The sequence below is a fragment of the Pseudomonas sp. CFBP13509 genome, from assembly GCF_005233485.1.
GTDB classification, from domain to species: Bacteria; Pseudomonadota; Gammaproteobacteria; order Pseudomonadales; family Pseudomonadaceae; genus Aquipseudomonas; species Aquipseudomonas marginalis.
This window is the reverse complement of sequence record NZ_QGAA01000039.1, coordinates 1-16,859: the sequence shown is the minus strand read 5'-3', so window position 1 is coordinate 16,859 and position 16,859 is coordinate 1. Positions and strand designations below refer to the sequence as shown.

Here is a 16,859-nt window from a genome sequence, read left to right as displayed (position 1 = left end):
CGCTGGCGCCGTTGATCAGCGGGTGCATCCAGCCTTCGTGGGAGCCGTCGAAGGCGAACGACATGAAGTGCAGTTCGCAATCGGCCGGCGATGTTTCATAACGCTCGCCGGTGGCGATGATGTGCGCCACCAACGGCCCATGGGACACCGCCACGCCCTTGGGCAGGCCGGTGGAGCCGGAGGTGTAGATCACGTAGGCAAGGTTGTCGCCGTGCAGTTTTACCTCCGGCGCGGTGTCGCTGTAGTCGGCCCACGCCTCGGTGCGATCGATGGCCAGGCTGTCCAGGCCCTCGGGAATCGGCAGTTGCGGCAACGCACTGGTGTGGGTCAGCAGCAACTTCGCGCGGCTGTCCTGCATCATGTACAGCAGGCGATCACGTGGGTATTCGATATCCAGCGGCACATACACGCCGCCGGCTTTCATCACCGCGAGGAACGCCACCAGGCTCTCGGCACTGCGCGGCATGGCAATTGCCACGCGCACTTCGGGGCCGATGCCACGGGCGATCAAGGCATGGGCCAGGCGGTTGGCCTGGCGGTCCAGCTCGCCATAACTCAGGGTTTGCGCATCGAACTTGACCGCCACCGCAGCGGGGTTTTCGGCGGCGCGGTCGGCAACCATTTCGTGTACCAGACGCTCGGCCGAGAAGCCGGCGTCAGTCTGGTTCCACAGCTGCAGGATGTGTCGTTGCTCATCCTGGCCCAGCAGGTTGAGTTGGCTGATGGATTGCTGTTGGTCGGCAACCATCGCCTGCAACAGGTTTTGCCAATGGCAGGCCATGCGCTTGATGGTCAAGGCGTTGAACAGGTCGGTCGCGTAACCCAAGGTGGCCCAGATGCTGTCGGTGCCTTCATGCACATCCAGGTCCAGGTCGAAATGGGCGGTCTGGCTCTCCCATTCCAGGCCTTCGACGCGCAGTGTGGACAGCGCGAGTTCGGCGCCGCCCAGGCGCGCTTCGGTCTGGTGGTTGAACATCACCTGGAACAACGGGTTAAGACTCAAACTGCGCTCGGGTTGCAGCGCCTCCACCAGTTGTTCGAACGGCAGGTCCTGATGGTCCTGGGCTTCCAGCGCACGCTGGCGGACCTGCTGCAACAGTTGCGTGACCGAAGTCTGCTCATCGATATCGGCCTTGAGCACCTGGGTGTTGACGAAGAAGCCGATCAGCCGCTCGGTCTCGACCCGGTTGCGGTTGGCAATCGGCACCCCGACGCGCACGTCTTCCTGGCCGCTGTAACGGTGCATCAGCGCCTGGAACGAGGCCAGCAACAGCATGAACAGGGTCACGCCTTCGCGTTGCGCCAGGCCCTTGAGGTCGGCAACCAGCGCGGGCGGCAGCTCGACAAACAGGCGCGCACCACGATGGCTTTGCTCGGCCGGGCGCTGGTGGTCGAAAGGCAATTCCAGCACCGGTTGCTCGCCGCCCAGCAAACCTTGCCAGTACGCAAGCTGCCGGGCTTTTTCGCCCGCGTCCATCCACTCGCGCTGCCAGCGGGCATAGTCAGCGTACTGGATCGGCAAGGCCGGCAGTTGCAGATCCAGGCCCTGGCTGTAGGCGCTGTACAACTGCACCAACTCATCGACCATGATTTGCATCGACCAGCCGTCGGAGACGATATGGTGCAGCACCAGCACCAGTACATGCTCGTCCTTGCCCTGGCGCAGCAACGTGGCCCTGAGCAATGGCCCGGCCTGCAGGTCGAACGGGCGGGCGATCTCGGCTTGCACCTGGGCCTTGAGCCGGGTCGGGTCGCTCTCGACCAGAACGATGTCGACCGTGGCCTGCGGCGCAATCACCTGCACGGTCTGCTCATCACCCTGATGCAAATGGGTGCGCAGACTTTCGTGGCGCGCTACCAGCATGTCGAAGCTGCGTTGCAGCGCGTTCAGGTCCAACTGGCCCTTGAGGCGCAACGCGCTGGGCACATGGTAGGCGGCGCTGTCGGGCTCCAGCAGCCAGAGGAACCACTGGCGCTCCTGGGCGTACGACAACACCAAGGGCACATCGCGGGAAGACGGCACCAACGCCGGCGCCGTCGAACCGACCTGCTTGCCCTCGCTTTGCAGGGCCGCGACAAAGCCGTCGAGGCGCGCTTGTTCGAACAGCACGCGCAGCGGCAACTCGATCCCCAGGTTATGCCGCAGGCGCGACGCCACTTGCATGGCCAGCAAGGAATGCCCGCCCATCTCAAAGAAATGATCGGTCAGGCCAATACGTTCAGCACCGAGGATATCCGCCCAGATCGCGGCAACCTGCTGCTCCAGCACACTGACCGGCGCCACCCAACTGTGCAGCGCCTGGCTCGCATCCGGGCGTGGCAAGGCATGGCGATCCAACTTGCCATTGGGGCTCAACGGCAGTGCCTTCAGGAACATGAAGTGCGCCGGCACCATGTAGTCCGGCAGCTCATCGCGCAAAGCCGTGCGAAGCTGCTCACGCAGTGCGTCCTGCCCGGACTCGGCCATGGGGGTAACCAGATAGGCGATCAGTTGCTGGTCGGCAGCAATCACCAGCGCTTCGCGGACCGCATCCTGGGCCAGCAGGCGCGATTCGATTTCACCCAGTTCGATACGGAAGCCACGCACCTTGACCTGATGGTCGATGCGCCCGATGTACTCGATCACACCATCGGCACGGTAGCGCGCCAGGTCGCCGGTGCGGTACAGGCGACCGCCGCCAGCGGGGTCGAAGGGGTCGGGAATAAAGCGTTCGGCGGTCAGCGCTGCGCGGTTGAAGTACCCCCGCGCCAGCAATGGCCCGCCGATCACCAGTTCGCCGGCCACGCCCACAGGCACCGGGTTGAGGCTGGCATCCAGCAGGTAGATGGCGCGGCCGTCCAGTACGCGACCAATCGGCATCATTTGCGTGACGGCTTCGCGGCCATCGACATAACCCGCGCAATCGAGAGCCGTGACCGTAACAGTCGCCTCGGTGGGGCCGTAGGTGTTGAGCAGGCGCACATGGCCCAGGCCGGCATCGCGCCAGGAAGCCAAACCTTCCGGCGGCATGGCTTCGCCACCCGCATGCACCTGGCGCAACCGCCCATAGTCCCGCACACCTCGCTCGGCAAAGTCCCGGGCAATCAGGTGCCAGTAGGCAGTGGTGAGGTCGACCACCGAAATCTCATGTTCGATCAGTTGGGTGTAGAAGGTGTCGCTATCCCACAGCTCGCCGCCACGCACCACCACCGCGGCCCCGCAGCAGAGCGCCGGGTAGAGTTGCTCGACGAAACCGTCGAAGTTGAATGTACCGAATTGCAGCACGCAGTCAGCGGCGGTCAGCGCAAACACCTCGGTAAACACCTCGACGTGGCGTGCCAACGAAGCCTGGTCGATGCCCACGCCCTTGGGCCGCCCGGTCGAACCCGAGGTGAACATCAGGTAGGCCAGGTTGGCCGGGAACGCGCGCACCTCGGGGTTACTCGACGGGTACTCGGCCAACCACTGCGGATCGGACTCCAGGCAGATCAACGCCAGGTCGGCACTGATCGGCAGGCGCTCCAGCAAGGGATGCTGGGTCAGCAACAGCTGCAAGCCGCTGTCTTCGATCATGCATTGCAGGCGGTCGCGGGGGTATTGCGGGTCCAGCGGTACATAGGCGCCGCCGGCCTTGAGCACGGCCAGCAGGGCCACGATCATTTCCAGCGAACGGTCCACGGCCACGCCGACCAGGCTGTCGGCGCCCACGCCCTGTTCGATCAGGGCGTGGGCCAGGCGGTTGGCGCGTTGGTTGAGGTCGGCGTAACTCATGCGCCGCTGATCCATGATCAGGGCGACGGCGTCGGGCCGGCTCGCCACCTGCTGCTCGAATTTAATCAGCACGCTGCTGTGGGCGGCACGCGCGGGTTGCGGCGGGTTCCACTCATAGAGCATCTGCGCTTGCTCATCGCGGCCCAGCATCGGCAAGTCGGCGACACACTGCCGGGCCGTGCCTACCACGCTCTTCAGCAGGTTTTGCCAATGCGCGGCGAAGCGCTGCAGGGTACTGGCGTCGAACAATGCGGTCGCGTAGGTCAACGAAGCGTGCAGGCCCTCGGCAGACTCCTGGGTGTCCAGGCTCAGGTCGAAATGCGCCGTATGGCTGTCCCACTCCAGCCCCTGCACCTGCAGCCCCGGCAATTGCTGGCTGCCACGGTTGGCATGGGCGTCGGACTGGTGATTGAACATCACTTGGAACAGCGGGTTGTGGCTCAGGCTGCGCTCGGGTTGCAGGGCCTCGACCAACTGTTCGAAAGGCAGGTCCTGATGGGCCTGCGCCCCCAACGCATGCTCCTTGACCTGCTGCAACAGCTGGGCAAAGGTCATGTGCCCGTCGATCTCGGCCTTGAGCACCTGGGTATTGACGAAGAAGCCGATCAGTTGCTCGGTTTCCAGGCGGTTACGGTTGGCGATAGGCACGCCGACACGGATGTCCGACTGGCCGGTGTAGCGGTACAACATCGACTGGAAGGACGCGAGCAGCAGCATGAACATGGTCACGCCTTCGCGCTGCGCCAGGGCGCGCAAGCCCTCGACCACGGCAGGTTCGACCAGCACATCCAGGCGCGCACCTTCGTAACGTTGTATCGCCGGGCGCGGGCGGTCCAGCGGCAGCTCCAGTACCGGCTGCACATCCCCCAGGCGGGCCCGCCAGTAGGCCAATTGCCGGGCTTTTTCGCCCGCCTCCATCCAGCCACGCTGCCACTGGGCGTAGTCCGCGTATTGAATCGGCAGCAGCGGCAGCACTGGCTCGAGCCCCTGGCTGTAACCGGCATACAAACTCACCAGTTCATCGACCATGACCTGCATCGACCAGGCATCCGACACGATGTGGTGCTGGACCAGTATCAGCACATGCTCGCGCTCGCTCAGTTGCAGCAGTTTGATGCGCAGTAACGGGCCGGCCTGCAGGTCGAATGGCCGGGCGATTTCTCGCTCCACCCACCCCTGCAATTCGCCGGAGGTGGCTGCGCCCACGACCTGGTGTTCAATGACCGGCGCAGCCTGTTCGAGCACACGCTGAACGGTCTGGCTCACGTCGGAAAAAAATACCGTGCGCAAGGTTTCATGGCGCTGCACCAGAGTGTCGAACGCACGTTGCAGGGCCACACGGTCAAGCGCACCCGACAGGCGCAGCGCGGCAGGAATGTGATAGGCCGCGCTGTCGGGTTCCAGCTGCCAGAGGAACCACTGGCGCTCCTGGGCGTACGACAGGGCCAGCGGCTGTGTGCGATCGGCGCGGGTGATCTGCGCGACCTCGGCGCCTGCATCCCCCAATGACGCCACGAAGGCGCCCAGCACCGGTTGCTCAAACAGGCTTTTGAGTGCCACCTCGATACCCAGCGCCTGGCGCACACGGGACACCATGCGGGTCGCCAGCAGCGAATGACCGCCGAGCTCGAAGAAATGGTCCTCCAGGCCCACCTGTGGCACACCCAGCACCTCGGCCCAGATCGCGGCCACCTGCCGGGCTTTCTCACCGACCGGCGCCACATAGCGTTTTTGCAGCAGGCTGGCGTCTGGCTTGGGCAGCGCCTTGCGATCCAGCTTACCGTTCGGGGTCAGCGGCAGGCGGGCCAGGAACAGCATGTGCGCCGGCACCATATAATCCGGCAGCACCTCGCGCAGTGCGGCCTTGAACGCTTCGCGCAAGGCGCCCTGATCGGCTTCCGGCGTCAAGGTGTCGGTCACCAGATAGGCCAGCAACTGGTCATGCTCGGCCACCACCACGGCTTCGCGGATCGCACGCTGCTCACGCAGGCACGCCTCAATCTCTCCCAGTTCGATACGGAACCCACGCACCTTGACCTGATGGTCGACGCGGCCGATGTACTCGACCACGCCATCCGCGCGATAGCGCGCCAGATCGCCTGTGCGATAAAGCCGCTCACCGTTGCGCGCAAACGGATTGGGCACAAAACGCTCGGCGGTCAACGCAGCCCGGCCGTGATACCCCCGGGCCAGGCCGACACCGCCGATCAGCAGCTCACCGCTGGTGCCTACCGGGCTCGGAGTGAGCTCGGCATTGAGGATAAACAACGAGGTGTTGGCGATTGGCCGACCGACAAAGGGCACCGGCTCGACCAACTCATGGGCCGCCGACCAGATGGTGGTTTCGGTCGGGCCATACAGGTTCCACACCGCGCCCTCTTGGGCCAGCATGCGCTGGGCCAGGTCGGCCGGCAGCGCCTCGCCGCCGCACAGGCACTTGACCCCGCGCAGTAAGGCGCGGCGTTCGCTGTCCAGGAGCATGCGCCAGCTCGAGGGCGTGGCTTGCACCACACTGATCGCTTCGCGCTGTACCAGATCCAGAATCGCCTCGGGGTCCAGGGACACGTGCTTGTCGGCCAGTACCACCGTCGCACCTGTCGCCAGCGGCACGTAGAGTTCCAGGGCAAAGATATCGAACGAGAACGTCGTCAACGACAACAGCCGCGCGTCAGCGCCAATGGCCAGGGTGCTGGCCATGCCATGGGTGAAGCTGCTCAGTGCGCCATGACGCACCATCACGCCCTTGGGCTTGCCGGTGGAACCGGAGGTGTAGATCACATAGGCCAGGTGCTCGCCCGTCAGTTCGATATCGGGGTTGGCGCTGCTGTAGCGCGCATCTTCCTGTGCGTCCATGAGCAGCAATTGCTGGTCAGCCGCCAGTGGCAGGCGTTCGTGCAGGTCGCCGGCAGTCAATAGCACGCGAGCGCGGCTGTCTTCCAGCATGAAGGCCAGCCGGTCCGCCGGGAATTGCGGATCGAGCGGCACGTAGGCGCCACCGGCCTTCAGCGTCGCCAGCAAGGCCAAGACCATGTCCACCGAGCGGTCGAGGGCCACCGCCACCAGCACGTCCGGCCCGACACCCGCAGCGCGCAGGCGATGGGCCAGGCGGTTGGCGCAACAGTTCAGCTCGCCGTAACTCAGCGCCTGGCCGTTGCACACCAGGGCAATGGCGTCGGGGCGCGCTTGCGCCTGGGCCTCCAGCAACCGATGCACGCCCTCGTCCTGCGCAAACGCCATGGGCGTGTGGTTCCAGCCGTGCACCTGTTGCTGCCACTGGGCATCATCCAACAGGGGCAACTCACCGATACGGCCGCCGCAATCCTGGGCCACCCGGTGCAACAGGCGATGCCAATGGCCAAGGAAACGCTCCAGGCCAGGCGCATCAAACAAGTCAGTGGCATAGGTCAGCGACGCCTGGATACCGTCAGCCGATTCCTGGGTGTCGAGGCTGAGGTCAAACTGCGACGTCTTGCTGTCCCACTCCAGCCCTTGCACTTGCAACCCCGTTACACTGCCGCCACCGCGCTGGGTGTCGGTCTGGTGGTTGAACATCACTTGGAACAACGGGTTGTAGCTCAAGCTGCGCTCGGGCTGCAGCGCTTCCACCAACTGCTCGAACGGCAAGTCTTGATGGGCCTGGGCCTCGACCGCGCGTTGGCGGGTCTGCTGCAGCAATTCACGAAATGTCATCTGGCCGTCGATATCGGCCTTGAGAATTTGCGTGTTGACGAAAAAGCCGATCAGGCGCTCGGTCTCCACCCGATTACGGTTAGCCACCGGCACACCGATGCGGATGTCAGCCTGGTCGCTGTAGCGGTGCAGCACAGCCTGGAACGACGCCAGCAACAGCATGAAAATCGTCACACCTTCACGCTGCGCCAAGGTCTTGAGGCCTGCCACCAGAGAGGCTTCCAGGGTCAGGTCCAGCCTGGCCCCGCGGTAGCTCTGTAGCGCTGGCCGTGGACGGTCCATGGGCATTTCGAGGACCGGTTGCTCGCCGCCGAGCATGCCTTTCCAGTAACCCAATTGGCGCTCACGCTCGCCCGCCTCCATCCAGCTGCGCTGCCATAGCGCGTAGTCGGCGTACTGGATCGGCAAGGCCGGCAGTTGCAGGTCCTGACCCTGCACATAGGCGGCGTACAGTTGCACCAGCTCGTCGACCATCACCTGCATCGACCAGCCATCGGAGACGATGTGATGCTGCACCAGCACCAGCACATGCTCCTGGGGCGCCAGGCGCAGCAGCTTGACCCGCAACAGTGGACCTTGCTGCAAATCGAATGGCTGGGCGATCTCGGCTTCCACCAGCGCCTTGAGTTCGGATTCCTCGGCGTCGACCAGGGCAATATCCACCCGTACCTGATCGGCAATCACCTGCAAGGCACTGTCGCCGTCCTCCTGCAAATGCGTGCGCAGGCTTTCATGGCGCAGCACCAGTGTGTCAAAGCTGCGCTGCAACGCGGCCACGTCCAGTTGGCCGGTAAGGCGCAAGGCCCTTGGCACATGATAGGCGGTGCTCTGCGGCTCCAACTGCCACAAAAACCACTGCCGCTCCTGGGCATAAGAGAGCCGAAGAGGCTCACCTTCCTGGCGCTTGAAAACCGGGGCAATCTCAAACAGGTTGATGCCTTGCTGCTTGAGCATTACCGCCAACGCTTTCTTTTGCTGCGCCGAAAGTGACCCTACCGACTCGATTAATGCTTGCACGCCACGCCCCTCAGGAAGTCAATTTATCCAAATCTTCTGCTGATAGACGTTTGAGAGCCTCCAAGGATTTAGCCAATGCGTCCTGCACCGGCGAATTATTTGTCTGCTGGCCTGCCACATAGGCGCTGAAATCGGCCAGGGTCGGGGTGGTGAAGATCGATTTGACGTCGAATTCGGCGTGCAGCTGCTCGCGCAGGCGCACCACCACCTGAGTAGCGAGCAGCGAGTGGCCGCCCAGTTCGAAGAAGTTGTCGTTCAACCCCACGCGCGGTACCGCCAGGACTTCGGCCCAGATCGCGGCGATCTGCTGTTCCAGCTCGCTCTGCGGCGCGACATACTCCCGCGCGAGCAAACTGGCGTCCGTCTTGGGCAAGGCCTTTCGATCCAGTTTGCCGTTGGGGCTCAGAGGCATCTGCTCCAGCAGCACCCATTGGGCGGGCACCATGTAGTCCGGCAACTGCTGGGCAAGATGGGCACTGAGCACATCGCGCCAGTCGTCCCCGGCGTTTTGCAGCACCAGGTAGCCCACCAGGTATTTACCGTCGACCGCCAACACGGCAGCCTCACGGACCCACGCGTGCTCCAGCAGGCGCGCTTCGATTTCCCCCAGTTCGATGCGCAGGCCGCGCAGCTTGACTTGATGGTCGATACGCCCGGCGTATTCGATCACGCCGTCTGTGCGGTAGCGTGCCAGGTCGCCGGTACGGTACAGGCGCTCGCCCTGGATGAACGGGTGGGCGACAAAACGTTCGGCGGTGAGTGCCGGGCGGCGGTGGTAACCCCGGGCCAGGCCGATGCCGCCGAGGTACANGCACGCCGACCGGTACGGGTTCAAAGTGGCTGTCGAGGATATAGCAGCCGAGGTTGGCGATCGGGCGGCCAATTGGTACCGCATCGCGGCCTTCGTCCACGCAGGTCCAGTGGGTTACGTCGATGGCGGCTTCGGTCGGGCCGTACAGGTTGTAGAGACCGGCCTGGGGCAGCTTGGCGAAGACCTGCTGCTGGGCATCCACCGGCAACGCTTCACCACTGCACACGATGCGGTGCAGAGTATGGCAAGTCGCAACCGTCGGCTCCTGCAGGAAGGCCTGCAACATCGACGGGACAAAGTGCAGCGTGGTGACCTGCTCGGCATTGATCAGGCGCACCAGTTTGCTCGGATCGCGATGATCCCCCGGCGCGGCGACCACCAGGCGCGAGCCGGTCATCAACGGCCAGAAGAACTCCCACACCGATACGTCGAAGCTGAACGGGGTCTTTTGCAGCACCGTGTCGCTGACATCGAGGCGGTAGGCTTCCTGCATCCATTGCAGGCGATTGGCCAGGGCTGAATGGCGGTTGCCCGCCCCTTTGGGTTGGCCGGTGGAACCCGAGGTGTAGATCACGTAGGCGAGGTTTTCACCGTCCAGGGCGATGCCTGGGTTGGCGTCGCTGTAGCCCTCGAAGACAGACTCACCCAGCACCAGGGTTTCCAGGCCTTGGGGAATCGGTAGCTGTTCACGCAAGTGCGCCTGGGTCAACAGCAGTTTCACCCCGCTGTCGTCCAGCATGTAGGCCAGGCGTTCGCGCGGGTATTCCGGGTCCAGCGGCACATAGGCGCCACCGGCCTTGAGCACCGCGAGCAGACCGACGACCATGTCGATGGAACGCTCCACTGCCAGGCCCACCAGTACGTCCGGCCCTACGCCGGCCTCGATCAGGCGATGGGCCAGGCGGTTGGCGCGGCGGTTCAGCTCGGCGTAGCTCAAGCGCTGCTCGGCAAATACCAGTGCCGTGGCGTCCGGCGTGCGCGTCACCTGCTGTTCAATCAGCTGATGCACACAGTGCTGCAACGGGTAGTCCCGCGCCGTGGCGTTCCAGTCCTGTACCACTTGCCGGCGTTCGGCCACATCGAGCATCGCCAGTTCGCCCAGGCGCTGCTGGCCGTCCTCGAGCATGGCTTGAAGCAGGTTGAGCAGATGGCGGCCGTAGGTTTGCACCGTGTCCGGGTCGAAATGCGCACGCGCAAAGCTGAACTGCACCGACAGCGTGTCACCGACGTCCACCAGCACCGTCAGCGGGAAGTTGGTCTGCTCGCGGGAATCCGGCAGGCCAAAACGGATACCGCTGCCGCCACTCTGTTCCAGGGCCTTGGACACCGGGTAGTTCTCGAACACCAGGATGTTGTCGAACAGGGCTTCACCGCCCTGCCCGGCCCAGCGCTGGATATCGTACAGCCCGGTGTGTTCATGCTCGCGCAACGCCAGGTTCTGCGCCTGCACCCTTTGCAACCAGTCGGCCACGGTTTGCTCGCCCTCCACTGCGCAGATCACCGGCAGGGTATTGATGAACAGGCCAATCTGCTGCTCCACCCCCACGAGGTCTGCCGGGCGCCCGGCCACGGTGGCACCGAACGACACCACCGCCTGCCCGCTATGGCGCTGCAACAGGACCAGCCACGCCGCCTGGACCAGGGTGTTGAGCGTGACCTTATGGCTGCGGGCGAAGGCCTCGAGGCGCCCTGTCAGGGGGCGATCCAGGCTCAGCGCGTGCTCGCCATGCCCGTCCGCCGCCATGGGCTGGCTGCGGCCCAGGCGAGTCGGCGCTTGCAGTGCACTCAACTGCTCGCGCCAGAAGGTTTCGGTCGCACCGGCATCACGCTGCTGCAACCAACCGATGTAATCGCGATAGCGTCCGGCCGCTTCGGGCACTGCCACGCCGGCGTAACGTTGCAGCACTTCACCGAACAGTCGCGAATTGCTCCAACCGTCCATCAGGATGTGATGGCTTGTGTAGATCAGCTCATGGCGTTGCTCGTCGGTACGCACCAGCACCAGACGGACCAGCGGTGCCTTGGCCAGCTCAAAGCCCTGGCGACGCTGGGCTTGCTGCAGGTCTTGCAACGCCAGCTCCGGCTCCGGCATGGCGCGCCAGTCGAGAAGTTCGATGGGCAGCCGTGCCTCGCGGTACACCACCTGGCATGGCCACTCCAGCTGGCCCTCCCAGAAAAACCCGCTGCGCAGCACGTCATGGGCCTGCACCGTGGCATCCCAGGCCCGCTGGAAGCGCGCCACATCCAGGCCCTCGGCCGTCACGCGGATCTGGTTGATGTAGTCGCCGGCGGCCTGTTCGTACAGGGTGTGGAACAGCATGCCTTGCTGCATGGGCGACAAGGTGTAGATGTCGTCAATCCCATCGGCGGCCAGCGGCAAGGACTCAAGCTGCTGCTGGTTCAGGCGTGACAACGGGAAGTCCGAGGCCGTCACGCCGTGGTTGCCAGGGGTGCAGCAATGTTCCACCAATGCCGTCAGCTCACGGCTGAAGGCCTGGCTCAAGGCATCGATCTGCGACGCCTCGAACATCAGCGGGCTGAAGGTCCAGCCCATGTGCAGTTCACCGCCGAATACCTGGCCGTTGAGGGTCAGCCAGTTGCCCAGCGGCGCCTCCGGGCTCTGCTCGGCTCCGGCGCTTTCCGCTGCGAGTACAAACAAACCGTCCGGCTGGTCAAAGCTGGCGTCGATCTGGCCCAGGTAATTGAAGGTGATGCGCGGCACCGGCAATGCGCTGAATGCCTGGCGCGTGGCCTCGTCGCCGAGGTAGCGCAGCGCGCCGAAGCCCAGGCCCTTGTCCGGCACGGCGCGCAGTTGCTCCTTGATCTGCTTGATCGAGGCGCCAAGGGATTCGGCCGGGGTCAGGCGCACCGGGAACAGGCTGGTGAACCAGCCCAGGGTGCGGGTCAGGTCGATATCCTCGAACAGGTCTTCACGGCCATGGCCTTCCAGTTGGATCAGGCTGGAAGCCTGCCCGGTCCACTGGCAGATGACACGCGCCAGGGCGGTCAGCAGCAGATCGTTGATCTGGGTGCGATAGGCCGCAGGCGCCTGTTGCAGTAATTGCCGGGTGTGCTCGGCGTCCAGTCGGCTGACCACTGTCTGCGCCAGGCGGCCAGGACGCGCGCCTTGGGGATCACGGCAGGGCAGATCGGTAGGCACGCCCTGGAGCTGTTGCAGCCAGAAGTGTTTTTGCGGCTGTACCGCTTCGCTGCGGGCATGGGCCTGCAAACGCTCGGCCCAGGCCTTGAACGACGAGGTCTTGGCCGGCAACGGCTGTTGACGGTAGAGGCTTTGCAGGTCCTCGAGGAACACCCGCCAGGACACGCCGTCCACCACCAGGTGGTGCATGACCAGCAACAGGCGCTGGGAACCATCGGCCAGTTCGGCAAGCACCGCACGCAACAAGGGCCCCTGTTGCAGGTCGAGGCTGCGCTGGGCTTTTTCGCACAGCGCGGCCAGTTCGTCGGCATCCGCCACCGCGGCCTGCCACAACACCTCCGGGATGGCGGCTGCATGCTCGGCCCGCCACCCTTCGGCGGGCTGGCTGAAGCTCAGGCGCAGCCCATCATGGTGGTGGACGATGGCGTGCAAGGCCGCTTGCAGTCGATCTGCCCGCACCGGCTCGCGTGGCGTCAGCAGCAAGGACTGGTTCCAGTGGTGGCGGTCCGGCAGGTCCATCTCGAAGAACAGCTGCTGGAACGGCAGCAACGGCGTCTCGCCCTGCACCGGCCCCTGGTCAAACACCTGGGCAACCCGCAACTGCGCCACCCGCGCCAGGCTGCGCACGGTCTGGTGCTGGAACAACGCCTTGGCGGTGAAATGGATACCGGCGGCGCGGGCGCGGCTGACCACTTGGATCGAAATGATCGAATCACCGCCGCGCTCGAAGAAGTTGTCGTTCAAGCCTACCTGTTCGACGCCCAGCACCTCGGCCCAGATATCCGCGATCTGCTGCTCCAGGGCACTTTGCGGGGCCTCGTAGTGGTGGGTGGCTTCGGGTTTGGGCAGCGCCTTGCGGTCGAGTTTGCCGTTGGGGCTCAAGGGCATTTGCTCCAGCAGCATCCATTGTGCCGGGACCATGTAGTCCGGCAGGTGCTGGGCCAGGTGGGCGCCGAGGACCTCGCGCCAATCATCGCCAGCGTCCTGCAGCACCAGGTAGCCCACCAGGTATTTACCGTCGACCGCCAACACGGCAGCCTCACGGACCCACGCGTGCTCCAGCAGGCGCGCTTCGATTTCCCCCAGTTCGATGCGCAGGCCGCGCAGCTTGACTTGATGGTCGATACGCCCGGCGTATTCGATCACGCCGTCTGCGCGGTAGCGTGCCAGGTCGCCGGTACGGTACAGGCGCTCGCCCTGGATGAACGGGTGGGCGACAAAACGTTCGGCGGTGAGTGCCGGGCGACGGTGGTAACCCCGGGCCAGGCCGATGCCGCCGAGGTACAACTCGCCGAGCACACCGACCGGTACGGGTTCGAAGTGGCTGTCGAGGATGTAGCAGCCGAGGTTGGCGATCGGGCGGCCAATTGGTACCGCATCGCGGCCTTCGTCCACGCAGGTCCAGTGGGTTACGTCGATGGCGGCTTCGGTCGGGCCGTACAGGTTGTAGAGACCGGCCTGGGGCAGCTTGGCGAAGACCTGCTGCTGGGCATCCACCGGCAGGGCCTCGCCGCTGCACACGATGCGCTGCAGGCTTTGGCAGGTCGACACCGCCGGATCCTGCAGGAAGGCCTGCAGCATCGACGGCACGAAGTGCAGCGTGGTGACCTGCTGTTGATTGATCAGGTTGATCAGCCTGGCCGGATCACGGTGATCACCAGGCGCTGCGACCACCAGGCGCGAGCCGGTCATCAGGGGCCAGAAGAACTCCCACACCGACACGTCGAAGCTGAACGGGGTCTTCTGCAGCACCGTGTCGCTGGCGTCGAGGCAGTAGGCTTCCTGCATCCATTGCAGGCGGTTCAGCAATGCCGAATGACGGTTGCCTGCCCCTTTGGGCTGGCCGGTGGAGCCAGAGGTGTAGATCACGTAGGCGAGGTTTTCACCGTCCAGGGCGATGCCTGGGTTGGCGTCGCTGTAGTCCTCGAAGGCAGACTCGCCCAGCACCAGGGTTTCCAGGCCTTGGGGAATCGGCAGCTGCTCACGCAAGTGCGCCTGGGTCAGCAGCAGTTTCACCCCGCTGTCTTCCAGCATGTAGGCCAGGCGTTCGCGCGGGTATTCCGGGTCCAGCGGCACGTAGGCGCCACCGGCCTTGAGCACCGCGAGCAGACCGACGACCATGTCGATGGAACGCTCCACTGCCAGGCCCACCAGTACGTCCGGCCCTACGCCGGCCTCGATCAGGCGATGGGCCAGGCGGTTGGCGCGGCGGTTCAGCTCGGCATAACTGAGCGACACCCCATTGAAGCGCAACGCCGGTGCATCCGGCTGCGCCTGCACCTGGGCCTCGATCAAATGATGCACCCACTGCCCTTGAGGGTAGTCGCGCGCGGTGGCGTTCCATTGAGCGAGTATTTGCTCGCGCTCAGCGACGTTGAGTGTCGCCAGGTCGTGCAAGTGCAATGCAGGATTCGCCACGGCTGCCCGCAACAGGCTCAGCCAATGTTCGGCCATGCGCGCGACGGTGGCGGCGCCGAACAGGTCGGTGGCGTAGGTCAGGGACGCCCAGATCGCGTCGCCGCTTTCCTGGGTGTCCAGGCTCAGGTCGAACTGGGCGCTGTGGCTGTCCCATTCCAGGTTGGCCACGCGCAGGCCCGGCAACTGCTGCGCGGCGGCTGGGGAGTTGGCCTGGTGGTTGAACATCACCTGGAACAGCGGGTTATGGCTCAGGCTGCGCTCCGGTTGCAGGGCTTCGACCAGTTGCTCGAACGGCAAGTCCTGATGGGCCTGGGCCTCCAGCGCACGGCGCTTGGCCTGCTGCAGCAGTTGGGCGAAGCTCATGTGGCCATCGAGGTCGGCCTTGAGCACTTGGGTATTGACGAAGAAGCCGATCAGCGATTCGGTCTCGACGCGGTTGCGGTTGGCAATCGGCACGCCGATGCGAATATCCTGCTGGCCGCTGTAGCGGTACAGAAACGCCTGGAACGCGGCCAGCAACAGCATGAACATCGTCACGCCTTCGCCCTGGGCCAGGGCTTTCAACCCTGCCACCAGTGCCGGTTCCAGCGCGATGTCCAGACGCGCGCCACGGAAGCTCTGTTGCGCCGGGCGGGGTTGATCGAACGGCAATTCCAGCACCGGCTGCGTGCCGCTGAGCAATTCGCGCCAGTACGCCAGTTGACGGGCCTTCTCCCCCGCTTCCATCCAGCTGCGTTGCCACAGCGCATAGTCGGCGTACTGGATCGGCAGCGGCGCCAATGCACAGTCCTGGCCCTGGCTGTAGGCAGCATAGAGTTGCATCAACTCCTGCACCATCACACCCATCGACCAGCCATCGGAGACGATATGGTGCTGCACCAGCACCAGCACGTGCTCCTCTTCGCTCACTGCGAGCAAACTGACCCGCAGCAACGGGCCTTGCTGCAAGTCGAAGGGACGGGCGATTTCGGCTTCGACACGGGCCTTGAGCTGCGCTTCGTCGACTGCACTTTCGGCGATCTCGACCACCCCGTGGGCCAGCACCTCCTGAGTACGTGCCTCGGCGTCCAGGTGCAGGCGTGTACGCAGGCTTTCATGGCGCGCCACCAAGGTGTCGAAACTGCGCTGCAGGGCGGCCTTGTCCAGCTGGCCGCTCAGACGCAGGGCGCCGGGGACGTGATAAGCGTCACTGTCCGGGTCCAACTGCCAGAGAAACCACTGCCGTTCCTGGGCGTAGGACAACGGCAGCTTCCGGCCGTCCTCGCGGATCGAGGCAATCGGCAGCTGGGCGAAGCTCATGCCCCGGCTTTGCAGGCGCTGGTAGAACTGCTGGCGCTGTTCCAGAGGCAGGCGAAGAAAGCGCGAAACCAGATCGATATTAGGGTTGGAAAGCATGGGTCAAATCGCCTCTAGTTCGCTCAAAAAGTCACGAAGATCATCAAAGTCTTCCGCGCTGCCGGCGCGGAAGGTGGCAGCCGCCTGCACATAGGCGCGCAGCGTTTCAGTCTGGAACACTTCCACCAGCGGCACTTCCAGGCCCAGCTCGGCCTGGACCCTGGAGGTGATCTGGATGGCCAGCAAGGAGTGGCCGCCCACTTCAAAGAAGTTGTCGTTCAAGCCGACCTGCGGCAGGCGCAGCACCTCGGCCCAGATCGTGGCGATCTGCTGTTCCAGCTCGCTCTGCGGGGCCACATAGGCCTGTTGCATAAGGCTCGCATCCGGTTGCGGCAGGCCTTTGCGGTCGAGCTTGCCGTTGGGGGTCAACGGCATTTGCGCCAGGAAGATGAAATGCGCCGGGACCATGTAGTCCGGCAGGCGGGCCTTGAGTGCGCGACGCAATGCGTCACGGAACTCGGCTTCGTTGGACGGGGCGGACACCGGAACCACATAGGCCACCAGCTGTTTTCCGGTCGGGCCGTCCTGGGCCACCACCACGGTTTCACCGACGTTGTCCTGCTCACGCAGGCGCGCTTCGATTTCCCCCAGTTCGATGCGGAAACCACGGATCTTCA

General features: G+C 64.5%; 2 protein-coding genes and 3 pseudogenes. All 5 read right to left on the bottom strand.

Translation table 11 applies throughout. The annotated features are described in order from the left end of the window. Nucleotides 1-8,458 (bottom strand): non-ribosomal peptide synthetase (locus PspCFBP13509_RS30975; protein WP_242001117.1); only part of this gene is annotated, 8,458 nt, incomplete at its 3' end. Nucleotides 8,459-8,468: 10 nt separating this feature from the next. Next, nucleotides 8,469-9,268 (bottom strand): annotated as a pseudogene (locus tag PspCFBP13509_RS31915) (phosphopantetheine-binding protein); the annotation flags it as partial. Nucleotide 9,269: 1 nt separating this feature from the next. Then, a pseudogene (locus tag PspCFBP13509_RS32350) lies at nucleotides 9,270-11,562 on the bottom strand (AMP-binding protein); the annotation flags it as partial. A gap of 144 nt (nucleotides 11,563-11,706) precedes the next feature. Then, a pseudogene (locus PspCFBP13509_RS32345) lies at nucleotides 11,707-16,146 on the bottom strand (amino acid adenylation domain-containing protein); the annotation flags it as partial. 99 nt (nucleotides 16,147-16,245) lie between these two features. Further along, nucleotides 16,246-16,859: phosphopantetheine-binding protein (locus PspCFBP13509_RS30965; protein ID WP_137213170.1), on the bottom strand; the 614-nt coding region annotated here is incomplete at its 5' end.